This is a genomic window from Micromonospora sp. LOL_015 (assembly GCF_048060275.1).
In the GTDB taxonomy this organism is placed as follows: Bacteria; Actinomycetota; Actinomycetes; order Mycobacteriales; family Micromonosporaceae; genus Micromonospora_E.
Genome location: NZ_JBHMIO010000001.1, coordinates 90,413 through 115,306 on the forward strand (window position 1 = coordinate 90,413; position 24,894 = coordinate 115,306).

Annotated in this window: 19 protein-coding genes and 1 pseudogene; 11 read left to right on the forward strand and 9 right to left on the reverse strand. The window is 69.6% G+C overall.

Annotated elements, in window-relative coordinates; translation table 11 throughout:
* The first annotated feature begins 46 nt into the window (after positions 1-46).
* The 5 genes and pseudogenes from ACFHWU_RS00380 to ACFHWU_RS00400 all read left to right on the forward strand — a co-directional run bounded on the left by ACFHWU_RS00380 (position 47) and on the right by ACFHWU_RS00400 (position 2,267).
* Positions 47-337, forward strand: a complete 291-nt coding sequence (locus tag ACFHWU_RS00380) for a DUF305 domain-containing protein (protein ID WP_416555598.1) — start codon at positions 47-49, stop codon at positions 335-337.
* On the forward strand, positions 334-855 hold the full coding sequence (locus tag ACFHWU_RS00385; RefSeq protein WP_416568704.1) for a hypothetical protein: 522 nt from the start codon (positions 334-336) through the stop codon (positions 853-855). The genes ACFHWU_RS00380 and ACFHWU_RS00385 overlap by 4 nt, the downstream gene beginning before the upstream one ends.
* Before the next feature lie 9 nt (positions 856-864).
* Positions 865-1,296 carry an HIT family protein gene (locus ACFHWU_RS00390; protein WP_416555601.1) on the forward strand — a complete coding sequence of 144 codons (432 nt, stop codon included), beginning with the start codon at positions 865-867 and terminating at the stop codon, positions 1,294-1,296.
* 294 nt (positions 1,297-1,590) lie between these two features.
* A pseudogene (locus ACFHWU_RS00395) lies at positions 1,591-1,761 on the forward strand (IS200/IS605 family transposase); the annotation flags it as partial.
* Between the two features lie 272 nt (positions 1,762-2,033).
* A complete protein-coding gene (locus ACFHWU_RS00400) occupies positions 2,034-2,267 on the forward strand; it encodes a hypothetical protein (protein ID WP_416555645.1) in 234 nt (77 codons plus the stop codon).
* 17 nt (positions 2,268-2,284) lie between these two features.
* On the opposite strand, the gene ACFHWU_RS00405 is transcribed toward ACFHWU_RS00400, so the two are convergent.
* The 3 genes from ACFHWU_RS00405 to ACFHWU_RS00415 form a co-directional block, all read right to left on the reverse strand.
* Entirely contained in the window at positions 2,285-7,423 is a 5,139-nt protein-coding gene (locus ACFHWU_RS00405; RefSeq protein ID WP_416589544.1) for an AAA domain-containing protein, read from the reverse strand.
* A gap of 169 nt (positions 7,424-7,592) precedes the next feature.
* Positions 7,593-9,260, reverse strand: coding sequence for an ArnT family glycosyltransferase (locus tag ACFHWU_RS00410; RefSeq protein WP_416589545.1), 1,668 nt, complete (start codon positions 9,258-9,260; stop codon positions 7,593-7,595).
* A gap of 291 nt (positions 9,261-9,551) precedes the next feature.
* Positions 9,552-10,280, reverse strand: a complete 729-nt coding sequence (locus ACFHWU_RS00415; RefSeq protein WP_416589546.1) for a hypothetical protein — start codon at positions 10,278-10,280, stop codon at positions 9,552-9,554.
* A 134-nt stretch (positions 10,281-10,414) separates the two neighbouring features.
* On the opposite strand from ACFHWU_RS00415, the gene ACFHWU_RS00420 reads away from it, so the two are divergent.
* A complete protein-coding gene (locus tag ACFHWU_RS00420; RefSeq protein ID WP_416589547.1) occupies positions 10,415-13,348 on the forward strand; it encodes an AfsR/SARP family transcriptional regulator in 2,934 nt (977 codons plus the stop codon).
* Positions 13,349-13,369: 21 nt separating this feature from the next.
* Here the strand turns inward: ACFHWU_RS00420 and ACFHWU_RS00425 are convergent, their stop codons facing one another.
* The 5 genes from ACFHWU_RS00425 to ACFHWU_RS00445 form a co-directional block, all read right to left on the reverse strand.
* On the reverse strand, positions 13,370-14,587 hold the full coding sequence (locus ACFHWU_RS00425) for an NAD(P)/FAD-dependent oxidoreductase (protein WP_416589548.1): 1,218 nt from the start codon (positions 14,585-14,587) through the stop codon (positions 13,370-13,372).
* A gap of 99 nt (positions 14,588-14,686) precedes the next feature.
* Positions 14,687-15,631: an RNA polymerase sigma-70 factor gene (locus ACFHWU_RS00430; protein WP_416555613.1), complete on the reverse strand. Its 945-nt coding sequence runs from the start codon at positions 15,629-15,631 to the stop codon at positions 14,687-14,689.
* A gap of 69 nt (positions 15,632-15,700) precedes the next feature.
* Positions 15,701-16,144 (reverse strand): hypothetical protein, encoded by a 444-nt coding sequence (locus ACFHWU_RS00435; RefSeq protein WP_416589549.1) that lies wholly within the window; start codon positions 16,142-16,144, stop codon positions 15,701-15,703.
* Between the two features lie 9 nt (positions 16,145-16,153).
* Positions 16,154-17,194 carry a trypsin-like serine peptidase gene (locus ACFHWU_RS00440; RefSeq protein WP_416555617.1) on the reverse strand — a complete coding sequence of 347 codons (1,041 nt, stop codon included), beginning with the start codon at positions 17,192-17,194 and terminating at the stop codon, positions 16,154-16,156.
* 517 nt (positions 17,195-17,711) lie between these two features.
* A complete protein-coding gene (locus ACFHWU_RS00445) occupies positions 17,712-18,557 on the reverse strand; it encodes an MOSC domain-containing protein (RefSeq protein ID WP_416589550.1) in 846 nt (281 codons plus the stop codon).
* Positions 18,558-18,981: 424 nt separating this feature from the next.
* On the opposite strand from ACFHWU_RS00445, the gene ACFHWU_RS00450 reads away from it, so the two are divergent.
* Both ACFHWU_RS00450 and ACFHWU_RS00455 read left to right on the forward strand, forming a co-directional pair.
* Positions 18,982-19,791: a phosphotransferase family protein gene (locus tag ACFHWU_RS00450; RefSeq protein ID WP_416555621.1), complete on the forward strand. Its 810-nt coding sequence runs from the start codon at positions 18,982-18,984 to the stop codon at positions 19,789-19,791.
* A 156-nt stretch (positions 19,792-19,947) separates the two neighbouring features.
* Positions 19,948-20,505: a dihydrofolate reductase family protein gene (locus ACFHWU_RS00455; RefSeq protein ID WP_416555623.1), complete on the forward strand. Its 558-nt coding sequence runs from the start codon at positions 19,948-19,950 to the stop codon at positions 20,503-20,505.
* A 155-nt stretch (positions 20,506-20,660) separates the two neighbouring features.
* On the opposite strand, the gene ACFHWU_RS00460 is transcribed toward ACFHWU_RS00455, so the two are convergent.
* Positions 20,661-21,311 carry a hypothetical protein gene (locus ACFHWU_RS00460; RefSeq protein WP_416589551.1) on the reverse strand — a complete coding sequence of 217 codons (651 nt, stop codon included), beginning with the start codon at positions 21,309-21,311 and terminating at the stop codon, positions 20,661-20,663.
* 716 nt (positions 21,312-22,027) lie between these two features.
* Between ACFHWU_RS00460 and ACFHWU_RS00465 the strand changes: the two genes are divergently transcribed.
* The 3 genes from ACFHWU_RS00465 to ACFHWU_RS00475 all read left to right on the forward strand — a co-directional run bounded on the left by ACFHWU_RS00465 (position 22,028) and on the right by ACFHWU_RS00475 (position 24,697).
* The gene (locus tag ACFHWU_RS00465; protein ID WP_416589552.1) at positions 22,028-22,774 is read left to right on the forward strand and encodes an ATP-binding cassette domain-containing protein; all 747 of its coding nucleotides are present in this window, start codon (positions 22,028-22,030) and stop codon (positions 22,772-22,774) included.
* 464 nt (positions 22,775-23,238) lie between these two features.
* Complete coding sequence (locus ACFHWU_RS00470; RefSeq protein WP_416589553.1) at positions 23,239-24,060, forward strand: hypothetical protein; 822 nt, start codon at positions 23,239-23,241, stop codon at positions 24,058-24,060.
* Positions 24,061-24,415: 355 nt separating this feature from the next.
* Positions 24,416-24,697 carry a hypothetical protein gene (locus ACFHWU_RS00475; RefSeq protein WP_416589554.1) on the forward strand — a complete coding sequence of 94 codons (282 nt, stop codon included), beginning with the start codon at positions 24,416-24,418 and terminating at the stop codon, positions 24,695-24,697.
* Positions 24,698-24,894 lie beyond the last annotated feature (197 nt).

Consider the following 24,894-nt stretch of genomic DNA (forward strand, 5'->3'; position numbering starts at 1 on the left):
ATCACGCGGATCGCCGCAATCTTGCCCGACGAGGTGGAAGTTGGCGATGATGAACCGGAGCTACCTGCGGCTGGGCGTCGCGTTGACGCTGAACGTGATCCTGGCGGTCGGGTTCGTCGTCCTGTTCGGGGTGGCGTTCTACTTCGGCCGGCAGGAGAGCTTCATCGGTGACGAGCAGTTCCTCAAGTCGATGATCCCGCACCACTCGCGGGCGATCCTGGTCTGCGAGCGGTCGGACATCACCGACCCGGAAATCATCGAGCTGTGTGGACAGATTGTCGAGACGCAGCAGGAGGAGATCGATCAGATGAAACAGATTCTGCAACGGTACGAATGAGTCATGTCCGCGCGGCGCTCGGCGTCGTACTCACCGTCGTCGCCATCGGGGCAGGCACCGCAGCCTGCACCGCCGATCCGTCGGAAGCCGACACCGGCCCGTCCGCCACCAGCGCCGACCCGGTCGATCAGCGGTCAGCGGCACAGCCGCCGCCGGTCGCGCCCGCACCGCCGATCGCGCCGCTGCCCGACCCAATGGCCGACGCCCGGCCCGTCGCCTCGGTGGCCGCCACCAGCGGCCCGGTCTCGGTCGGCACGGTCGAGATCCCGCCGGGCCTGCTGTCGGTCAGCCTCGACTGCGTCAGCGGCGGCCGTGGGGATGCCGCCGCCGCCAGCGGAGCTGCCGACCTCGCGGTGTTCCTCGACCCGGGGATGCGGTTCGAGCTGCAGTGCCCCGCCGACGAGGTGACGAAGATCCGCAACGTCGACCAGGACCACCCGGGCGGCCCGGCCACCATCCGGGTCGAGGCCGGCGCGGACGTGCGGTGGAACCTGCTGGTCGAGCACCAGCCGGGCTAGGCTGCGCCGGTGAACGGGTGCGTGTTCTGCCGGATCATCGCCGGGGAGTCCCCCGCGTGGCGGGTCGCCGACTCCCCCGCCGGGGTGGCGTTCCTGGACACCCGGCCGGTGTTCCCGGGCCACGTGCTGGTCAGCCCGCGCCCGCACGTGGTCACCCTGACCGACCTGCCGCCGGCCGATCTGGCCGGGTACTTCTCACTGGTGCAGCGGGTCGCGGCGGCGGTCGAGGCTGGCCTGGACGCGGGCGGCACCTTCGTCGCGATCAACAACCGGGTGTCCCAGTCGGTGCCGCACCTGCACACCCACGTGGTGCCCCGGACCAGGGGCGACGGGCTGCGCGGCTTCTTCTGGCCGCGCCGCCGCTACGCCGACGACGTCGAGGCCCGGCGGTACGCCGAACAGGTCGCCGCCGCGTTACCTCCCGGACCGGACCTGCCGTGAAGCCGCCCTCGTGATCAGGCGGAGCGACGCGCGGAGTCAGCCTCGCCCGATACCCGGCAGAATATATGGACGTCTATCTATTGACCTGGTGCGTGGACCCGACGGACCGCCCGGTCCCACGCCGGGTGGTACGGGAGTGGGGCCGGGCGGCGGATCGTCACCAGCGAGCGGTTATCCGGACCACCGTGTACGGCAGCACCGGATCGGTCGCCCCGTACTGGAAGTTGACCAACAGCAGGTCGTGGCCGTCGACGGGCCGTGCAGCCGGGGGCCGCGACGATCAGATACCGCTGGTCCGGGGTGACCAACTCGCTCAAGGGCGTCTCGTCGCGCCGCCTCCGGCAGGAGTTCCCCGACCTCGCACGCCACTACCACCGGGCCAACAAGTTCTGGTCGGGCTCGTACTTCGCCGGCTCCGTCGGCGGCGCGCCACCAAGCATCGTGAAGCAGTACATTGAGCGGCAGAACCGTCTGGCTCAGGGCACTGCTCGGGCCCTGGCGGCCCTCCCAGCGCGGGCCTTCACCCCCGGTCTGAAGGCCGGAGCACTGGCCCGCATTCCGGTAGCGGTGGTCGACGCCGGGCATCCGCTGGCCGGGCGTACCACGGTGGGGTCGGACGCGGTCGGGACGGACACCGTCAGGTTGGCCGACTTGGCCGACGGCCAGCTGAGTCTGCCACCGGAGGAGCTGACGCCCGCTACTGGTCGGCGATCCTGGCCGCCTGCGCCCGCGCCGGTGTGGCCGTCGAGGTGGTCGACTGCGAGCAGCTGGGGTGGCGCCGGATCGGGCTGGCGGACCTTGACGGTTTCGCCCTGGTGCCCCGATCACTCGCCGAGCTACCCACAGTGGATGGGGTGGTGCTCCGGCTGACCGACGAGCTGCCCGCCCCCGATCTGGAGCTGGTGTGGCGGCGGGACGCGACGTCACCGGCCGGGCTGGCGGTCGCCCGGGTCGCTCACGACCTTCATTGATCATCGAACGGGGCTGCTCAGCTGTCCGACGAGCGACGGGTGACCAAGCGGGCCAGCGGCGAAACCTTCGTCAACCGGGCCGAGGCGGTGGCGGTCAGCGCCTTACCGCCGTAGGTCTGCAGGGTGGCCCGGTAGACGGCCTCCGGCTGGTGCCAGCCGAGGACGCTGGCGTGCCCGGTCATGACCTGCGCGAGTTCGGCGGGCGGCACCTCCTCCAAGGTGCGTGGACCGAGCGCCCGGGGCAGTGCCGGCGGTTGATGGGCGAGCCGATACGTGCTCGGCTGGACTCCGGTCTCGCCGAGGGGGCTGTCCCGGACGAGCAGACCTCTGCGTACCGCTGCAGTGACCGCCTTGTTGATCGCACTTGCCGAGGCCCGACTGACGCGCTGACCACCGGCTGCATGGACGTACGCGATCTGTAACCGCCCGCCGGTCACCGGGCCTTCGCAGGCGACGATGGCGAGTATGGCCTCCTGCATCCCCGGCGGCGGCGGAGTCTCGGCGCGCGGGGCGGCGCCCTGGAAGATCTCGTACGGCTTGAGTCCAGGCGCCGGGTCCAGATCCCGCTCGACCGGTTCCGCCCGCTCGACCCGTTCCGCCAGTCCGACCGGTTCCGCCAGTCCGACCGGTTCCGCCCGCTCGTCCGGTCCCGCCTGGCTGACTGGTTCGCGCGCCGGTTCGGCTGCCGCCGCCCAGCCGGACGGGCGGATACCCCGCTGGTCCAGCGCCGCCCGCAGATCCTGCAACACCGCCGCTTCGTCGACGACGAACGACGACTGCGGGATACGGAAGAACTCCCAGCCGCAGCGCTCCAGTTCCCGCTGCCGGGCCATGTCGGCCTCGTAGCGGTCGGGCCCGTGCCAGGCGTCGCCGTCGCACTCGACCGCGAGCCGTCCGTTCGGACCGATCACCACCAGGTCGATGAGATAGCCGATCGCCTCGAACTGCGGCACGACGGTGAAGCCAGCGGCGACGAGCCGATTGTAGACACGCTGCTCGAACAGTGAGTCGAAGGGTGCGACCGGCCGGTCCTCGGGCACCTCGGTCGGCAGTGGGGTGCCGTCGTGCTCGCTCGGGCGGGCAGTCACGCCGTAGCAATAGTCAAGCAGTTGGTAACGCATGTCCTCGGGATTACCAAGGTCGCTGAGTCGGACCGAGTGGAAGACCCACATCTGGTCCTTGGCGCGGGAGGCGGCGACGTTGTAGCGCTGCACGTACATCTCGGCCGTGGCGGCGCCGATCCGTACGCCGTCCTCCATCGCCGCGACCATGCTGAGGAACACGACGTCGCGTTCGGATCCCTGGAAATCGGCGGAGTCGCCGCACCGCAGCTCCCGGCGCTCCCATTCCGCCGGATCGAGCTGTTCCAGCAGCAGCCGTTCAATCCGCTTGGCCTGATGGACTCCCTGCAGCGAGATCACGCCGAAGGTGAGACCGTCGTAGCGGGGGTCCTGCGCACAGGCCACGATCTGCGCGACGACCGCCTCGGCCTCCGGCGGGTTGACCTTGTTGCTGGTGCCGCTGACATAACCGTTCCCGACGTGCACCGGCCGGATCGGTTCGAGGCGGTCGGCCCCGTACTGACGGACGGGGATCAGCCGGATGTTCTCCGGCTCGTACGCGATCCGGTTGGAGAAGTTGATGATCTCCGGAACGCAGCGGCGGTGTTCGGTCAACGGAATCAGGCCGCTGAACCGCATCTTGGCCTCGTCGAACAGGCTCCGCTTCGGGTCCTGCCACGACGCCCGGTACGGGTCGTCGCCGAGGTACTGGTCCGCGAGGTCGCGCAGATGTTGCTGGTCGACGCCGACCCCGCTCGGTGAGACCTGCTTGTCGTCGCCGATCACCACGATTTTCGGCGCCAGGTACTGCAGGAACGTTGCGGCCAGCCCGGCCTGTGACGCCTCGTCCACGACGACGACGTCGAACATGTCCGGCTGCACCTGCAGCTGTTCCGCGATCCGGTAGATCGGCATGATCCAGACCGGTACCGACGGGCGGCAGCGGTCCATGGCCTGGCGGATCTCGGCGCGACGCTGATGGGCGTACTTGCCGGTACCCTTGCCGAGCCCTCGCACGAGCTGGCCGTACTGCTGCAGGTTGGCCCGGGCGGAGCCGCTGATCCGGTCCGGCGAGGCGGCATGTCGCCAGGCGCGGGCGGCGGCCAGCTCCTCGACGTGGCCCCGGATCCGGCCCTCGAGCTCACCGATCTCGGACTGCAGCCGGTTGAGATCGGTGATCTGCCGGTCGGCGAGCCACGCGCCGACGACCGCCCAGGCCCAGGCGTCGTCCCAGCCGTCGAGGCGCTCGTCCCATCTGTCGTCGGCGCAGTCGGTGACGACGGCGTCGTGCAGGCGGGGCGCCACCGCCCGCAGCCGGGAACCGAGCGCGTCCCGACGGTCGACGAGCTCACGCACCTGGGTCAGTCGGGTGAGCCGAGCGACAGCGGCGGCGTACCTGCCCACGTCCCGGGCGGCGACCGCCTCCACCAGCTCGCGCAGCGGTGCAGCGGCGGTCGGCTGATGGCTCAGTGCGACGACCGGCTCCCCGATGGCGTCCACGGCGGTCCGGGTCCGCGCCAGGTGGTCGTCGGCGGCGGCCGAGTCCACCAACGCGGCGTAGGCCCGTACCGCCGAAAGATCCGACCACTGTGGGCGGGGTAGCTGTGCGGCCGCCAGCCGGTGCTCCTGGTCGGTCAGCCCGGCACCGAGCGCGAGAACTCGCTGCAGTTGACTCAGCTCGGTCTGGTGCCAGGTCAGCCGTTCCTGGAAGGTGTCCTCGGGCGGGACGACGACGGTGGCCGGCCAGGCGCGGTCGGCAGCGGTCAGCAGCCGGGTGGCCTGTGCCCAGGCGAGGAACGCGTCGACGGCCTCGGCCGTCGTCGGCGGGCGACCGTCCACGCGGACCCGGCTGAACAGCTCCCGAGCCGCCTTGACCGGCTTGGCGGCGAGCAGGTTCAGCACCGGCGTGCCGTCGGCTGCGAGCTTGACCCTGCCGCCGGCCGCGAGGTGCTCGCGCAGGTGGTGGGCGAGCGACACGAGCTGGGCGACGTCCGGCCCGGCCTGGGGCACGCCGCCGTCCTGCACGCCGATAACCTGCACGTCGGTGATGCCGAGGTAACGCACCTGCGGTTCGGCCTGTGCCACCAGTTGCTGCAGGTGCGCGGCCCGGTTGTGCCACAGCTGTCCCCGGCCGCAGGTCATATCGGCCAACGCGTCGGCCATCCACGGTTCGCGTCGTCGCGCCAGGTCGTCGGCGGTGTCGGCGAGGCGGTGCAGATCCTGCTGCAGCGCGGTCCGGGCCGCCGGAGGCAGCGCTCTGACCACCACGTACGCCGGATGTTGCCGGCTGTCGTGCCGCGCGTCGTGGGCGGCGCGGGCCTGTTGTTCGGCGGTGACGGCAGCGGCGAAGTCCGCCGGCGGGGCCAACCGCGCGGGGTCGGCCAGCGTGGCCCGCGACGACGCTTCGTCCGCGATCAACTGCTGGTCGCGCAGCAGCCGCAACCACTCGGTGATCTCGGTCCGGGTCAGCGGGGGCTCGTCCCCGGGTGCTGCCGGTGCCCACGGGTGGATCCACCCGTACCGTTCTCCGGCGTGACGGTGCGCCTCGGCGATCGCGGCCAGCGTGCCCCGGTACGGTCCCTGCTCGTGCCGGGCGACTTCGGCGGCCCGCACGTCGACCAGCCGCTGGTGCAGTTGGGCACGCTGACGCCGGAGCTGGTCGATCGCGTCGAGGTGCCGGGCGATGGTCCGGTCGGACTCGTCGGCGTCGAAGTCGATGGCGTGCTGCGAGATCGTGTTGACCGCGACCTTCAGGTCCGCCATGTCCTCCCTCGACGCGCCGACGACCGCGACCGACAGCGGCCGGATCGCCTCCGGCAGCTTCGTGCGTACCTCCTTGAGCGCACGATCGGTCTGCGCGGTGACCAGGACCCGCTTGCCCTGGGCGAGCAGATGGCTGAGCAACGCGGCGGCGGTGTGTGTCTTGCCCGTGCCGGGCGGGCCCTGCACCAGGGTCTGCGCGTGCCGATCCACCTGCTGAAGGATCTTCAGTTGCTTGTCGTTCACTGGCAGCGGCAGGTAGAACTCGTCGTCGACGGCGACCACCGCGCCGGGCGTCGGGTCGGTCTCGGTCGCCGGACGGTGATCCGGATCCACCAGCGGCAGGATCCCCTCCGGCACGGAAGCCGCGTCGATCAACTGCTTGCGGATGCGCTCCAGCACCTCGACCAGCCCGTGGCTGCGCCGACGCAGGACGATCGCGGGCGCCAGGGTCACCTCGGGCCGCGCGGGACCGCCGCTGCCGGGCAATTCCGTCTCGAGGTAGCCGCCGTCCGGGTCGAGGCTGTGCGCCACGCGTTGCAACAGCTCGCCGATCGTCGCCACGTTCAGCGGATGGTCGGCGAAGGTCCGGGTAGATTCCCGGACCTCGCCGATGTGCCGTGATCGCGTCAGGTGCGAATCCAGCATGTCGAGTTCGAGGCGCAGCGGGTCGGCCGTTTCGGCGGCGTTGACGTGCAGTGTGCCGGTCACCGGGTCGAGGTCGATCGTGACCGGTACGGTGAGCAGGTGCCGCCGTACGGCCGGATGGTCGGCTGGCTTCCAGGTGAGGCATCCGACGGCGAGGACCAGCTCCTTCTCTTCGGGATTGCTCGCCGCCGCTGCTTGCATCGAGAAGAGCGTGCCGTACGCCTCACGCACCGGCTGATCGACACGTTCCCGCTCCGACCAAGTCTCCCAGCGGATCAGCCATGACCGGTAGGCGTCCTCGATGTCGGGGTGCTCAGCCAGACGAGACACCGCAGGGTTGCCGTCTTCGTCCGGCTCCCCGCCTGGATCCGGGATCTCCGCCCTGAGCTGCGGGGTGATCTGCGGATCGTCGATGCCCGGGGTCAACCAGCGGCGCAGCGCCTCGCCGACGGCGGGCGGCCGGACCACATCGATCCGATCGATGTGGCCGACCTCGTCACCAGGCTCTGGCGTGGCGTCCCAGTGCGCGAAGTGCACGGCGGAGTGTCGTGGCATCCTCCGCGTCCAGGCAACCTCCTCGTAACTGTCGACCGTGCGGGGCGCCGAGACGACCGACTGCTGTGCCCGCGCCAGGAACTCGAAGAGTCGCACCGCCCGATCGAGGCGGTTCGCCGCAGAGGACGTCAAGATACGGTTTCCTTTCGACGCTGGACCACCCGATCGAACATAGAGGAAAGAACACCGGCGCCACACCTCCGCCGTTCGGCGCTGGTTCCGAGGCCGTACGGACGATCAGCGCCAGATGCAGTGACGTTCGCCAATCGGTGATGTGGAATCGGGACAGGTGGTCGCCGGGTCAGCGGCGGAAGATGGTGATTGAGTGACCGACCTGGTCGATCGGCTCGCTGCTGTCGATCAGCTCACGCAACTCACCGCCGGTGGTCGCCACCCAGGTGTTCGACACCACCAGCAGACCGTGTACCTCCTCGGGCGGCACCTCGCGCGGATCAGTGGCGGTGATGCCGTAGTACTCCGGCACGCCGGCACCCTTGTAGGCCAGCCACACCCGCTCGTCCGGGTACCGCTGCCGCAGCCGGTCGGCCAGCCGCGCCAGGTCCTGCCCCCAGTCCACGTTCGAGTCGTGCAGGTGGTGGTAGGTGCGGGCCGGGCCACCGAACGCCTCGTTGGCGTACGGCAGGTAGAACGGGAACGCGCGGGCCGAGCTGACCGCGACCAGCGCGACCAGCGCCACCGCGGCCGGCCGGGCGTACCGAGCGGCGGCGGCCGGCCACCGCACGGCGGTCACGGCCGCCGCTGCCACGGCCAGGAAGACCGGGACGACGATCGCGTATCGGACGCCGAGGTCGCGGGAGCCGGTCATCGCGACGGCCAGCAGTACGGCCGCTGGTGCCAGCAGGTAGCCGGCGGCCGGGCGCAGCCGGGGCACCGAGAGCATCGCGGCCGCGCCGACCAGCCACAGCGCCAGTGCTCCGAGCGGCGTCTTCACCAGCAGCGCGGCCGGCAGGTAGTACCACCGGTGGCCGGAGTACGTCTCACCGAACAGGTACCCGCCCCATTTCCAGTCCTCGAAGCCGAACTGGATCCGCATGCCGTCGCGGAACGACTCCGGAAACGGCAGCCAGTCGACCACTGTTCCGCGCAGCCCGCCGATCGTCGGCACCGAGCCAGGTGGCACCGTCTGCAGCCGCGGGTCGACGACGAGGTAGCTCACCCACACGGTCAGCAACGCGAGGAGTCCGATCGCGGTCGCGGCCGCGCCGGCGACGACGAACCGCCGGGTCCGGGGCGAGGACGGACGGGGCGGCCAGACCGGCCGGGCGTGCCGGACCGACCAGGCGGCCAGCGCCAGCAGCACCGGCACCGCCGCCAACGCGCTCATCTTGGTGGCCAGCGCCGCGCCGAGCGCCAGGCCGGCCAACGGCAGGTAGAGCCACGGTCGGCGCCGGGCCCGCCACAGCAGCCAGGCCGAGGTCAGCAGGAACCCGGCGGTGGGTACGTCGAGGGTGGCCAGCGAGCCGTGCGCGATCACGTCGGGCGTGAACGCGTACACCGCCAGGGCGATCAGGGCACCGGCCCGGCCGGTGATGTCGCGGGCGAACGCGAGGACCACCAGCCCGAACGCGAGGGTCAGCCCGATCATCGGCAGCCGGGCCAGTAGCAGCAGCCGGTCGGCGTCGTTGCCCGCTTCGTACAGCACGTGCCGCCCGAGGTCCGTCTGGTTGCCCTGGAAGGACGGCTCGATGTACGGGTCGGCGAACGCCAGGCCGGCCCCGATGACAAGTTTGCCCAGCGGCGGATGTTCCGGGTTGACCTGCAGACCGCCGCCCTGCAGGTAGAGCGCCGCCGCACCCACGTACACCGGCTCGTCGATGGTCGGCGCCTGCGCCACCGCGGTGGTGACCATCGCGACCGCCATCTGCCCCAGCAGCAGCGCCACGACCAGCGGATACCACCAACGTCGGTGCCGTCGCAGCCAGCCGGGCCGATCCGGTTTCTCCGTCACCGTGCTCGGATGGTCATCCGAGGTGACGGGGACATCCCGGTCGAGGACTCCCGACTTGCGCAAGAGGCTCACGGGCCGGCAGCCTACTCCGTCGCTCGACCGCGACCGCGACCGTCACTTCGCTTGGGTGATACCTCCGTAGATTCCCAATGACGTCTGAGGTGGCGCTGAGGAAAATACGAGGGATCCCTGGTGGGCCGCAGGCGGCGGATGCCTCCTGCGGCCCATCGGTTCGGTTCGTCCGGTGAGATTGGTCGGCTCCGCCGGCCCGGGGTCACCGTGGCCGTCGGGTCAGGCGCAGATCGCCTGAATCGCCAGACCATCGGTCGGCACACCGGTCAGGGTGAGGTTGACGGTGCTGAGACCGGCGTTCGGGTAGAGCGAGCTCAGGAACGTCTGCCCGGAGGCACCGGGTCCGGTGGCCGCGCCGACCGAATGCACGTCCTCGGTGCTGGACGAGCAGGTGTGGTTCGCCGAGGCGACCCCGGTCTGCACCGACCCTTCGGCCGCCGCTCCCACCGGGCTCGCGCAGATGGCGTACGCGGTGACCCGCCAGTTGCCCGAGCAGCCCGCGGCGGTGCTGCGGGTCGGCGACGAGGAGTAGGTGGAGTTGCCGGGGACGATGGTGTAGCCGGGCACCGAGTCCGCCGGTGCGCAGATGGCGTACCCCTCCAGTGCCCAGTTGCCGCTGACGCCGCCCGGCGGTTCGTCCGCCCAGACCTCGTACCGGTCGGTCTGGCCGGGGCCGCTGACCGGCTGCAGGGCGCTGATTCGGATCGATCCGGCGGCCGGCCCGCTCACCCGGGCCCCGCCACCGATCACCCGGGTGTCGTCCGGGCATTCGGCGGCCCGGAACTTCGGTGACTGTGAGTCCGTCGCGGTGGCCAGGTGGGTGGTCCGGAACAGGCCGCTGACCGCAGCGGCTGGCGCGGTCGCGACGACTTGGGCGGCCGCACCGACGGTCAGGGTGGCGAGCAGCGCCGCCACGCGCAGACCGGTGCGACGGTGTTTCGTGTTCATCGCTCCTCTTTTCGGATTGATCGAGATGACTGGCGTGTGCCGTCGATCCAGACAGTGACCGATGGACCTTCGGAACTGTTTCGGTAGTCGTTAAATAGGCTGCTCAGCCACGAAACACGGAGCATCCTGCCGAGGTGGACACTGCACAGACCGACGTCGAGCTGCGGGTCCTCGGTGAGGTGACGGTGCGGGTCGGCGGCCGGGACATCGACCTGGGGCACGCCCGGCAACGCTGCGTCCTGACCGCACTGCTGGTCGACGCGAACCGGCTGGTCCCCACCGACCGGCTGCTGGACCGGGTCTGGGGGCACCGGCAACCGCAGCGGGCCCGCAACGCGCTCGCCGGCTACCTGTCCCGGCTGCGGCAGGTGCTGGCCCCGGCCGAACCGGTACGTATCGTCCGCCGGTCCGGCGGCTACCTGCTGCGGGTCGATCCGGCCCTGGTCGACCTGCACCTGTTCGGCCAGCTGGTCAGACGGGCCAGGGCCGGCACGAGCGCCGCGCGGACCGGCGGGACGTCGGTTACCGTCGAAGATCCGGCGGCGTTGCTGGCCCGGGCGTTGTCGCTGTGGCGCGGTACCCCGTTCGGCACCCTGGAGTCGGCCTGGCTCGACACGGTACGCACCGCGCTGGCCGCCGACCGGCTCGCCGCCCAGCTGGACCTGATCGACCTGCGGTTGGCGGCAGGTCGGCACGCCGACCTGCTCGGCGAGCTGACCGCGCTGGCCGCCGAGCATCCCCTCGACGAGCGGATCGCCGGTCAGTTGATGCGGGCGCTGTACGGGGCGGGCCGGCAGGCCGAGGCGTTGCGGCACTACCAGGTGGTCCGTACCCGGCTCGCCGATGAATTGGGCACCGACCCGGCGGCGGCGCTGCGGCAGACGTACCACCGGATCCTGACCGCGGACCCGGCGCTGGGGACGGCGACCGCACCCCCGGCGGCCCTGCCTCCGGCCCCACGCGCCGCGCCGGGGCAGGGGGCGGTAAGAGAGCCGGCGGCGGCGAAGGAGCCGGCGGCCGACGTGCCGTGCCAGCTGCCGGCCGCCCCGGCCTGCTTCACCGGCCGGGTCGCCGCCCTCGCCGAGCTGGACGCGCTGCCGATCGACGACCAGGATCGGACGCCGCTGGCGGTGGTCGCCGGCACCGCCGGGGTCGGCAAGAGCAGCCTGGTGCTGCACTGGGCGCACCGGGCCGCCGCCCGGTTCCCCGATGGACAGCTGTACGCGAACCTGCACGGCTTCGACCCGGCCGGCGCGGCGCTGGACCCGGCCGAGGTGGTACGCGGATTCCTGGCCGCGCTCGGTGTCGCACCGCAGCGGATGCCGATCGGGCTGGCCGCGCAGGCCGCCCGCTACCGCAGCCTGGTCGCCGGCCGGCGGATGCTGATCGTGCTGGACAACGCGCGCGACGCCGAACAGGTCCGCCCGCTGCTGCCCGGCGCGCCGGGCTGCGTCACCGTGGTGACCAGCCGGGGCCAGCTGACCGGGCTGGTCGCCGTCGACGGGGCCCGGCCGGTCGCTCTCGACCTGTTCACCGCCGCCGAGGCGCGGCGGTTCCTGGCGACCCGGCTGGGGCAGGCCCGGGTACGGGCGGAGCCGTCCGCCGCCGACGAGATCGTCACCCGGTGTGCCCGGCTGCCGCTGGCGCTGGCCGTCGCGTCGGCTCGGGTGATGGTGAATCCGGCGGTCACCCTCACCGACCTGGCCGGCGAGCTGACCGAGGCCGGTCCCGGCCTCGACGCGTTCGACGGCGGCGACCCGGCCGCCGACGTACGGGCGGTGTTCTCCTGGTCGTACCGGGCGCTCCACCCGGCTGCCGCCGGGCTGTTCCGGCTGATCGGGCTGCATCCCGGACCGGAGCTGACGGTGCCGGCGGTGGCGAGCCTGGCCGGTGTCCCGGTGCCCGCCGCCCGGCGGCTGCTGGCCGAGCTGACCCGCGCCAGCCTGGTCACCGAGCACTCCCCCGGCCGGTACGTGCTGCACGACCTGCTGCGGGCGTACGCCGCCGAGCTGGCCGATGCGCGGGAACCGGCGGCGCGGCGGCGGGCCGCGACCGGGCGGCTGCTCGACCACCTGCTGCACACCGCGTACGCCGCCGACCGGTTGCTGTACCCGCACCGGGACCCGATCCTGCTGGACTGCCCGGCTGACGGGGTGGTGGTGCCGGCGCTGGCCGACGGCGCCGCGGCGATGCGCTGGTTGGTGGCCGAACACCGGGTGCTGGTCGGCGCGGTCGACTTGGCGGCCCGCGACGGCTGGGACCGGCACGCCTGGGAGCTGGCCTGGAGCCTGACCAGCTACGTCAACCTGCGGGCACTCTGGCACGACCAGTTGACCGTGCAGGGTGCCGCCTTGCCGTCGGCGGTGCGGCTGGGCGACCCGGCTGCGCAGGCGCACCTGCACCGCAACCTGGGTCGGGCGTTGACCCAGCTGAACCGCACCGACGAGGCGGCCCAGCATCTGGCGCAGGCGCTGGCCGGGTTCATGGCCGTCGGGGACCGGGCGAACCAGGCACAGACCAACGTCAACTTCGCTCGGCTGCGGGAGCGGCAGGGCCACGACGCGCAGGCCCTCGAGTATGACCTGCGCTCGCTGGAGCTGTACCGGCAGGCCGGGCACCTGACCGGTCAGGCGCGGGCGATGAACAACATCGCTTGGACCTGGATCCGGCTCGGCGAGCCCGACCAGGCCCGCGAGCTGTGCCGGCAGGCGCTCGCGATCAACACCGAGCTCGGCAACCGGCACGGGGCGGCGACCAACTGGCGTACCGCCGGTTGCGCCGAGGCGGCGGCGGGTGCGCATCGCCCGGCGGTCGACTGCCACGAGCGGGCGTTGCGGCTGTTCCGCGCGATCGGTGACCGGGGCGGTGAGGCGGAGACCCTGGTCGACCTCGGCGACGTCCGGTACGCCTGCGGCGAGGTCGACCCGGCCCGGGAAAGCTGGACGGCGGCGCTGGTGCTGATGGAGCAGGCCGGTCATCCGGACGCCGCCGCCGTGCGCGCCCGCCTGGCCCGCCCGGCCGCGCCGACTCACTACGCCGGGCGGCCGGACAGCACCGCTACCCGGTGAGCGTCCCGGGGGCGTGTGGCGTCACGCCGAGGTGTCGACCACGGAGCCGGCGGCGGCACCGGGGTGGGTGGCGCGGTGGGTGGTGGGGCGGCGACGGGTCGGCAGCCCGAGCGTCGGGTTGGCGACGCCCCACGCGGCGCCCCTGCAGACCAGCTCCTTGTAGCCGGCGGCGAGGCGTCCGGTCAGCACCGCCGGCCTGGCGCGGTCGTCGGCGGTGACGTACTGGATCAGGCCCTCCCGGCGGCCCAGCGAGATGCACTGGTTGAAGTAGCGCAGGGGCGCGTTCGGCAGTTTCCCGCCGGTCATCCGGGCTGCGATCGAGTCGGCGGCCTGCCACGCCATCGGGGTGCCCGAGGCGCACGACATCCGCAGCGGCTTGCCGCCGGATCCGGTCGCCCAGGCCGCGTCGCCGACGGCGTACACGTCCGGATGCGACACCGAGCGCATGGTGCCATCGACGACGATCTGGCCGCTGTCGGCAAGCTGCAATCCGGTCGTACGGGTGATCGGGTGGACGGCGAAGCCGGCGGTCCAGACGGTGACGGCGGCCGCGATGGTGCCGTCGGTGGTGGTGGTGACCCGGTCGGCGGCGACGCCGGTGACGGCGGTGTGCTCGTACACGGTGATGTTGAGCCCGGCGAGGACCTTGCGCAGATGCGCGCGGCCCTTCGGCGACAGGGTGTCGCCGAGGCCGCCGCGCACGGCGAGGGCGACATCGAGATCCGGGCGGGCCTCGGCGATCTCGGTCGCGGCCTCCAGCCCGGTCAGGCCACCGCCGACCACGACGACCGACTGACCGGCGGCAAGCCGCGCCAGCCGGTCCCGCAGCCGCAGCGCGCCGGGCCGGCTGGCGATCTCGGCGGCGTGCTCGGCGACGCCGGGGACGTCGCCGGGGTTCCAGCCGCTACCGAGGGCGTAGACAAGGGTGTCGTAGCCGATCTCGTCGGTGCCACCGGTGCTGCCGCCGGCGGCGACCGTGACCGTCCTGGTGTCGACGTCGACACCGGTGACCTTCGCGATCCGCAGCTCGACGCCGGTGCCGGCGAACATCTCCCGCAGCGGTCGGGGCTTGAGGTCCTGGCCGGTCGCCAGCTGGTGCATCCGGACGCGTTCGACGAAGTCAGTCTCGGCGTTGACGACGGTGATGGCGACGTCTGCGGGGTCGAGCCGCCGGGCGAGGCGGCCGGCGGCGATGGCGCCGGCGTATCCGGCGCCGAGGACGACGATGCGGTGCCGCATGTCCTGCTCCTGTCTGTCTGCACGGGGTGTGACACCACCTGAACCGGGCAGCCCCGCGGTTGCTGACGCGACAGCGGCGTGAAGCACCTCACACGGTGGTCAGAAGGCGGTGAACAGCGGTTCCCCGTGATCGGCGGCGGTCCAGGACGCGGTGGCCCGGTGCAGCTTGTCGGGGTTGACCTGGCTGTGGACCACGGCCACACCGTCGGCGGTGACCTGCAGGCACATGACGCCGATGACCCGGCCGTCGATGACGACCACGACCGCCGGGTCACCGTTGGCAGTCCAGGCGTACACCTCAGGTGAACCGCCGAGCAGGGCGCGTTTTGCCGCACCCGGGGTGAACAGGCCGCGCAGGAACTTCGCGACCGCGACGGCTCCGACAACCGGCACAGCGCGGGCCGGGACGTGTCCGCCGCCGTCGCCGATCGAGACGGCGTCGCCGGTGAGCAGGCGTACCAGTGGCTCGATCCGACCGCTGGTGGCGGCGGCCAGGAACTCTTCGACGACCCGCCGGGCGGCGACCCGGTCGACCTCGGTGCGGGCCCGGCCGTCGGCAAGGTGCCGCCGGGCCCGGTGCAGGAGCTGCTGGCTGGCGGCCTCGGAGACGCCGAGGATGCCGGCGATGTCGCGGTGCGGGTAGTCGAACGCCTCCCGCAGGACGTACACGGCCCGCTCCTGCGGGGTCAGGCGCTCCATCAGGGTGAGGACGGCGTACGAGACGGATTCGCGCTGCTCGGCGGTGTCGGCCGGGCCGAGCAGCGGGTCGCCGGCGAGCAGCGGCTCCGGCAGCCACTGACCGACGTACGTCTCGCGGCGGGCCCGCGCGGAGGTCAGCTGGTTGAGGCACAGGTTGGTGAGGACCTTGGTCAGCCACGCCTCGGGGACGTCGATCCGGTCGACGTCGGCGGCCTGCCAGCGCAGGAAGGTCTCCTGTACGGCGTCCTCGGCCTCACTGGCGGAGCCGAGCAGGCGGTAGGCGATCGCCGCCAGGCGCGGCCGGGCCGCCTCGAACCGGTCGACGTCGTCCCCCGTCAGTGCCATGGCCCCGATGGTAGGCCCGGCCTTCGACCCGGCCGCCACGCGCGACGACCCGGGGCACGGGAGCGGGTGTCAGTCCAGCTGCTCGACCTCGCGGTCGCCAAGTGGGGCGGCCAGGCGTACCAGGACGGCCGATTCCAGGGCGATCGCCGGGCACTCCTGGTCGGCCGCTTCAGGCAGCCGGCCCACCCGGATCTGGACGCGCACCGCCGTCTCGCTCTCCTGCACCTGCGGCTCGGCGCCGTAGCAGTCGACGGGACCGGCGGTCACGGTGAATTCGAGCGTACGGTCGTCAACGGCGCGCCAGGTGCGCCAGGCGACGACCTGCGGCGCGATCAGGTCGTCGCGGACCGGCAGCGCCCCCGGGCTCGTTGCGGCGTCCGGCGCCTGGGTGGCGGTGGTGCCGTCGCCGTCGCCGTCGTCGCCGGGCTCGGCCGCCGGGCCGCAGGCGCTCAGCGCGACGACCGCCCCGACCAGCAGTACGGCTGTCAGTCGAGGCGGTCGTCGCGTCAGCATCGACTCAGATTACCAGTCGCCGTTGGCGGCGTTCGTGCCGTCGAGGACCGCCGTATCGAAGTACGGCCCCCGGTTCACTCCGCTGCCGTCAACGGTGGACATGACCGATCGGACATAGCCGAGGCCGTTGGCGTTGCTGTAGTTCCAGATCCACGGACCACCCGAGGAACCGCCGCCGAAGTTGCAGGTGATCTTCGACCGGTCGTCGAAAATGCTGTTGTCGACGGCGGTGCCCCAGCAGGCCCACATCTTGTCCCCGCCGTCGCGGTTGCTCGGGTAACCGAAAATCGACACGTCGAACTCGGTGCCGCCGTTGTAGGCGAGGCCGTGCCCGCCGACGGTGGCGACGACCGTCGTGTTCCAGTCGCCACCGGAGAACGTGGTCACCCAGCCGACGTCCCGGTTGAGGTTGCTGTTGTTCATCCATTCGTTGAACGTCCGCAACCGGTACGCCTGGAACCGACCGACCGGGTCGTGGTCGGCGTTGAAGGCGTTGTACTTCGGCACGAAGACGAGGTTGCTCAGCCAGTCACCACCCTGGCCGCTGTGGACACAGTGGCCGGCAGTTATCAACACCCGCTTGGACGAGGTGGCGACCGCCGACGCCGAGCACCACGAGCCGCTCTCGTAGCCACCGATGAACAGTTTGCCGTTGGTGACCGAGAAGTTCGTCACCGGATCCGGGGCGGCGATCTCTTTCGTCGCGATGGTGGCGGCCACCGGCTTGGTCGCGACCGTGGGCGTCTTGCTGGCGATGGCCCGCGCGGTGTTCTCGACCCACACGGCGTCGCCGGGCGCGTCCAACGGCTTGGCCGCCTTCATCCGCTCCGGTGTCCAGTACGCCAGCACGTCGGGGTCTCCGCCGGTGCGCTCGAACGCCTTGAGCTGCGCGGGCGAGTAGGTGCGGGCGGTCTTGTCACCCGGCAGCTGCACCGGCGCGAGCGAGCTGCTGGTGCCCAGATCTGAGCCGGCGACCCGGGTCGGCTTGGTCTCCACCTCGGCCGGACCCGCAGTGGCCCCGGTGGCGGACAGGACGGGCGCGACAGCCACGGCCAGCGCGATGACACCGAGGCGCCGAGCACCCCGGGGAATACGGGTTCTACCAGGCACACCCATGCGGCAAACTCCTCTTTGTCGAGCAACCATTCCGGTTGCTTTCGAATCCACGCGTCATTTCCAGACTTCTGGAATAGCGAGGACGGAGGCTGGTGCTGCGAGAACAGCAGCATTGACAACAGCGGCTCGGCGCGGCCGGTGGCCTACACCCTGCTTGTTGAACCGCCATTGCCATAGTCAACGACCTATTTGGGTTCGTCAACCCTGGGTCACCGGACCGCTACCGGATGATGTTGGAGCCAGCTGTGGACGCGCAGGTGGCACCCTTGTGAGGCGCCAACTTAAAGTCCCATACTTGTGACAGCAGTCACAGTCCCCTATAGATCATCAAGGTGTACCTGGCGAATCTTGGACCAGCGAGCCCGTAGCCCTGGTCCTACCAGGTGAAGCCGACCATGAACGGTGTTGATCGCGCTGCCGGCGCTGTCCACGCAGGTCACTACGGGAACGGTCAGCAAAACTCGACCGGGTCACCGGAGCGGATGACGCCGAACTCCAGCGGGCGCGCGTACACCCCGGCGCACGGCAGAACGCCGACGCCTGCCAGACGCAGGCGGTTGTGTCGGCTCAGCACCTGCAACAGCGCGACATCCGGCTCGCCTTCACCATGCCGCAGCGCCGGAACCACACACCGTGGGGTCGCGACGACGACCTCGGCAACCACGTCGGAGCCGATCCGCAGCCGACGCCCCGGCCAGAGGTTCTCGACGAAGCCGGCGCCCGGGTCGGGCACCTCGACAACGATGTTGGGCCGGAAACGGCCGGCGTCGACCGGCCGACCCGAGTGGGCCGCGAGGCCGGCCAGCGTCGCGGTCGTCATCAGGTGCAGGGGCGCGAAGTCGAAGAACGTACCGGGTGGGGAGCCGGCAGCCAGCACGGAGCTGCCGGTCTGCGCGCTTGAAAGATCGTCCTCCGTACGTACCTGGGCCGGGTCCATCCGTTCGATGGTCGCGCCCGGCGCGGCCCGGTCGAGCAGGCGCACGTCCCGGCCCAGCATCGTGGACAGCGCCGGGTCGCGGTGGCCGGTCACCGTCACGGTCTCGGTCGTACCGTCCGCCATGGTCAGCCGGACCGCCGGGGCACCGGTGGCGTCGGAAGGCAGCAACGTGGACCGTACGGTCAGCATGTCCCGCCACAGGCGCGGGTTCTTGGCGCTGGCCACCTTGCCGGTGAGACAGTCGAGCACGGCGAAGGCCCGGTCGCCGGCGATGCCCGTCTCGTCCACGTACGCCTGGTCCAGATCTTCCCCGAGCATCGACTTGACCGGGTAGCGCGACAGCTGCCGAACCCTGCCCACCTGACGATCGTGGCCCATGCCCAGGAACCCTAGCCGAAGGATCTGACGCTGTCGGTCAGCTCCTCGTGAGATTCGTGACGAGGGTGCGTAGCCAGGGCTGCGCGAGTGCGTGGCCTCGTCCGACGGCGCGGGCGACGGCGTGCCGGCCGGCCCGACTGCGGCCGTACGCCACCAGCGCGGCGGCCTCGGCGAGGGCCTGTCGGGTGCGCGTGACCGCCGGACGCTGGAACGACAGCGGCAGCCGACGAAGTCGCTGTACGCCGATGGGTCCGGCGGTACGGCACCGTCGAGCAAAGTTCCGAGTTGGTCCGGCGTGACCAGGTCCCACCGGAACGGCACACTCTCCTCGACCGGCACCACCACGCCATGGTTACAGCTCGCTCGCGCGGCTGCTGCACCGAGAACGCTGAGTTACGGTGGTCCGATGCAGGCGGAGGCGGCCCAGCGGGCGACGCAGGCGGCCATGTGGATCGCCTCATCACTCGGCTTGACCGCCCACGACGCCGCCGTCCTGCACAACTCGAACAAGCTCACCCTGCGTCTGCAGCCCTGCGACGTGCTGGCACAGGTGGCACCGGCGGCGCACCGGTGCGCCCAGCGTGAAGTGGATATCGCTCAGCGACTGTTCGAGGTCGGCAGCCCGGTGGCCGCGCTGAAAACGCCCGAGATCTTCGCCTGGGACGACTACGTGGTCACGCTGTGGACCTACTACGAGCCGGTGGCTCAAGCGATCCCACCTGCGGACTACGCCAACGCGCTCGGACGTCTGCACGCCGGAATGCGCCGGGTCGACCTGCCCACCCCGCACTTCACCGACCGGGTTTCCGAGGCCCGAACGATCGTGGCGGACCACGACCGGACCCCGAGGCTGGCCGACGCGGACCGGATCTTCCTGGCGGACACCTTGGATCGCCTGCGCCGAGCGGTCAGCGACAGCGGCCGGCCCGAACAACTCCTGCACGGCGAACCGCACCCGGGCAACCTGCTCTCGACCCCGACCGGCCTGCTCTTCATCGACTTCGAGACGTGCTGCCGGGGGCCAATCGAGTTCGACCTGGCCCACGCACCCGACGAGGTCGGCGACCTGTACCCGGGCGTCGATCAACACGTGCTCCGAGGTTGCCGGACGCTCGTGCTGGCGATGATCACGACGTGGCGCTGGGATCGCGACGACCAGTTCCCCGACGGCCACCGGCTCGGTGTCGAGTGGCTACGCCGACTCCGGAAGTCCTGACGCCCGCCTGGGTGTCTGTCGGATCAACTGCAACCGTCCGCAGCCCTCGATATGGGGCACGTCCCGTCGCACGAGCATGATCCCAGCCTCCTCCAGAAACATCCCGAGGTCAGAGTCGCAGGGCGCGACACTGTAGCGGCGTTAGACTCGCCGGCCATGGGCCTTCTCACCTTCAGCCTCAACGTCACCCTGGACGGCTGCGTCGACCACCAGGAGGGAATCGCTGACGATGAGACGCATGCCCTCTTCACCCGTCTCATGGACGAGGCCGGGGCGATGCTGTGGGGCCGCGTCACCTACGAAATGATGGAGAGCTACTGGCCGGCCGTCGCCCGCGGTGACCAGGAGGCACCGCCGGCCGTACGCGAGTGGGCGGTCAAGTTGGAAGCCAAACCCAAGTACGTGGTGTCGTCGACCCGCACCGACTTCCCGTGGACCAACAGTCACCACATCGCCGGCGATCTGCGTAAAGGCGTGCAGAAGCTCAAGGACGCGAACCCGGCCGGGGTCCTCCTCGGCAGCGGCATGCTCGCGACCGAACTCGACCGGCTGGACCTGATCGACGAGTACCAGCTGCTCGTCCATCCCAGGATCGCCGGCCACGGGCCGACGCTGTACCAGGGCGGGCTGCCCGACACCCGCCAGCTCGAACTGCTCTCAGCGGAGCCGCTGCGCAACGGCGCGGTGGCCATGCACTACCGCCGCGCGCGCTGAACCACCGGGTACGGGTACGGTCAGCAAAACTCGACCGGGTCGCCGGAGCGGATGACGCCGGATTCCAGCGGACGCGCGTACACCCCGGCGCACGGCAGGGTGCAGGGGCGCGAAGTCGAAGAACCAGCAGTAGGTGACTCCGTGCCAGGTCTGCGCTACCAGGTGAAGCCGACCATGAACGGGGTGTTGACCGGGCTGCCGGCGCTGTTCACGCAGGTCACGCCGACCGTCATGTCGGTGGTGCCGACCGGATACCAGGACTGCACGTGGCAGTGCGCGTCCTGGTAGCCGGTCGCGTACGCCACGGCGTGCCCGGAGTAGTCGATGATCTGCGGGAAGTGCATCTCGTACCGCCCGGTGCCCGTCCGGGTCACGGCGTAGTCGCCGCTCACCGAGCTGTCGTTGGTCCAGGTGATCGCCGGCGCCGACCCACCCGACGGGTACGTGTCGCCGACCGTCGCCAGCGCCGTCGGCGCAATCTGCTGCAGCAGGTTGTGCACGGTCCAGGTGATAGTGAACCGGGAGTCGACGAAGGCCCCGGAAGCGTCCCGGCACCGTACCCGGGCGATCCCGCCCGCCAGGTACGAGTCCACCTTGCACTTCACAGTCGCCGACGTGTAGGCGGTGATCTGGTAGAACGTGGTCTGCGTCGGGGCGGCCGAGGCGGGCAGCTCCACCGCGTACGAACCGGGCGCGTCCCGCGCCACCCACGGTGAGCCGCCGCCGGAGTCGAAGCGGTACCAGGCGCGCCCGCTGGCGTGGTCGTCATCGACGAGCAGGCCAGCTGGGGCGGCAGCCTGATCCAACCGCGTACGGCCCGCGCCGGCAAGGTGCACTCTCGACTGTCAGCCGGTCGGCGTCTCTACGTCAGCTTCATGAGGTGGTCAGTGCCCAACGATCAATCGCCGGAAAAAGTGCGGGTAGGCACGCCTGAGCAGGCGGAACATCCAAAAATCTGCGCACTCGCCCATCCTGTGTCCGACATATCAATTACGAAGTTCCCTCGACGTTGACTCGACAGACCGCCGACATCTAAAGTCCAAGGTGGCCTCAGCGCTTGCCGAGGCCGCGCACTCCCCGACCTGAGAGGATGTCGTGCGCCCAACCACGAGTCGGCCCAAGTCACGCCTACGCGTACAGCTCGCGCAAGCAGCGGTGTTTGGGAGTGCTCGCCGCCGGAGCGGTCGGCCTCACTGTCGGTCCCGCATCAGCAGCGGGTACGTCCAGCAAGGCCGGAAACTGCTACACCCAGTGGTGGAACACCGCGTGGGCACAGAAGTGCGATCCCCCGTCCGGAGCCTCCTACAGCACGACCTATCAGTCGGTGATGGAATGTAGTCCACAGGGCCTCAGGTCACTTCCCGTCTACCGCACACAGGGCAACACGACGACTCACAGCGGCGCTGACTGCACTTTCAGCGCAGTCAGGGGAACGATCAACGTTCACTGACAAACCAGATCAATGGCGGGGAGTGCGTTGATTCGCACTCCCCGCCTCAGTGTGGTTAAGGATCTACATATTGTGACTACGGTTCTCGATTCACTGGTGCAGGGGTATGACAGGAAGACCGTCATCGACAGGCTTGACCTGACACTACGTCCGGGCATAACAGCCCTACTCGGCCCGAACGGCGCCGGAAAGACGACCTTGCTCCGGACCCTCGCGACCATCATGCCACCGCGCTCGGGAACCATCCGCATCGACGAAGTCCTGATCGACTCCGAACGAACGGCCCGCACCGTCCGTGATCGAATTGGGTACCTGCCTCAGCACTTTGGTTTCGATCCTCAGATGACCGTCACTGATTTTGTGACCTATGCTGCGTGGCTTCGCGGTGTTTCCACAACTGATCTAAGCCGACATGTTGATCAAGCGCTAGCACAGGTTGACCTGACCGACCAGCGGCGGAGCCGGATGCGAAAACTGTCGGGTGGGATGCGACAGCGGGCCGGCATCGCATGGGCAATCGTCGGGCAACCACGCCTTGTTTTGCTCGACGAGCCCACCGTCGGACTCGACCCACGCCAACGGTTGCACTTCAGAAAGATCATCACCGGACTTAGCAATACCATCGTGCTACTGAGCACTCACCTGATTGATGACGTTGCCGCAACCGCCGACCGAGTTGTCGTGCTCTATGCCGGGACAGCCAGGTTCGATGGCACAGTTGCCGAACTCGAACGTATGGACCGCGCGGATCTCCCAGGACATACCGCGCTTGAACGCGCATACATACACCTGCTGCCAGAGGGAGAGCAGCGGATATGAGAATCCTGTGGCTCCATATTCGCAACTCACCGATCCGGGTGGCTGTGCCCATTCTGATTGCACTAGACCTGGCGGTGCTGTTTCTGCGTAGCAACTTCTGGATTGGCTCCTGGCCGGAGACCGGCGCCGCAGCACAGGTGCCCGCTTATCTCGTCGGCATACTTGGCGCAGGTGCCGCAGCATGGGCAGCGAGCGCAACGAACAGGCACGGGCTGGACGAACAAATCTCGACCGCTTCAGTTCGCACCCATAGGCTGGAGGCATACCGACTTTGATCGACAACGATCATCCTGCTAACCCCCTATTTAACCGGGCAGGCAGTTGCATTTACAATAACCGCCCGATCATTTCCACCTGGCGTACAAGTCTGGGCCGGATACTTCCTTCTTGGCGTTTTCGTCACCCTGTTTGCCACAGCGATAGGCTGGCTGATCGGCAAGCTCTTCACCCCCGTCTTCGCAGCCATGACCGCCTCTGTTGGTTTCCTGTTCCTTCTCGCCCTGTTGGATCGAGCGGGCGGCTTCATCGTGGTAAGCGGGCATCCGAATACCATGATCGACCCCCTCGGTATCACATTTCGAATGCTGACCATAGCAGCACTCATTGTTGGGTTGGCCTGGATTCCAACCAAGCCTTCCCGCACTCGCCTTCCCGTCGCCGCAGCACTACTCACCACAATTCTTATGGTCATCGGCGTGGCAGTAGCAAGACCGTTGGTTATCGACCGCGAGCCGATAGGGAGGAACGCCCTCTGCACCAACGGAACGGTCACGATATGCATCTGGCCCGAACACAAGAAGTATTTATCATCGATTACTAATATCAGCGCTCGAATCGATCAGTTGCCGGCGGAGTTTGAGCGACCGGAACGTATCATCCAATTCGGGGTGGAGCGCACAGTCCGCATCGACGACGGAGTGATATACGAAATCGAGGAGGCTTCGCCCCACTTCTACATACTCGAAGGCAGCCCGTGGTCATATGCAAGCGACATCGCAAATGCCATCGTCACGGCCACTTTCCCGGGCCACTCCGGGGCAGCCTGCATCTGGGACTCAATGACCTCCGCAGACCAGGCCCGCCTCTCCACTCTGAACGCCTGGCTGGAAACCTACCTAGCAGGAAACGGACAGCCCGATTATCAAACCAACGCCCCTGACCACATGCAGGAGGCATTCGCGGCCGGACGCGCGATCGCTAACGATCTCAGACAGGATCAGCAGTTCGACTGGGCTCGGCGGGAGGTAGGTGAAATCCATGAAGGATACTGCGACAAGAGTTCGTGAGAAATTCACGACCGCAGCACCTGAACGCGCTTTCCTCGCCGCTCGACGTCTCAGCCATGTCCTTACAGCTACGACGATACTAGCCGCACTTGCTGCTACTTTCGGCGACTACGAGACAGCGCTACCAACGGCCACGCGGGATGGAAGCATCACCGTACCGATTTGGCGTTTCTTGGCCATGGCAGCCGCGACACTTCCCGTTCTCGGCCTGCATAGCCACCTCTCCACGCTAGAAGCGGTCGCGACCAGACGCTTTCGGCGCTGGCAGCGCGGATATCTCTGCGGCACCACGATCACATGCGCAATTGCCTATCTTGGGATCTCAGCACTGACGACAAGCCCAGTCGTTCTACTGATGATCGCACGGTCCTGGCTCGCCTGGACCGGCCTGGCCCTTCTATCCGGCTTGTGGCTCGGCTGGCGGTTGGCATGGACAGGGCCGGCGCTGGTAGCCGTAATCCTCTTCTACTGGGGCACCTCCCGGCAGGGCGAGTACATCTGGTGGGAGTTCACCGCACGCCCAGGAGATGACCTTGCATCGCTCCTACTCAGCGCGGCCATACTCGCCATCGGGTTGGGAGCCTACGCGGCGACGCCGTGGCGGCGGCGGCTGAACTCGTGGCGACGGTCCCGGTGATACCCGAAGACGTCACGTTTCGTGTGCTATGTACGGGTGTCGACGGCCGAACCGGCTGTAGCACCGTAGCTTGTGACGCGTCGGCGATGAGTCGCAACCGGTCTCTGTGGTCCGCCGCGACCTCGACGTCACCGCGCTCGGCTGTCGCACCTACGTCTACCGTGCCTGCTACAACGCCCCGGGCTCACCGAACCGTT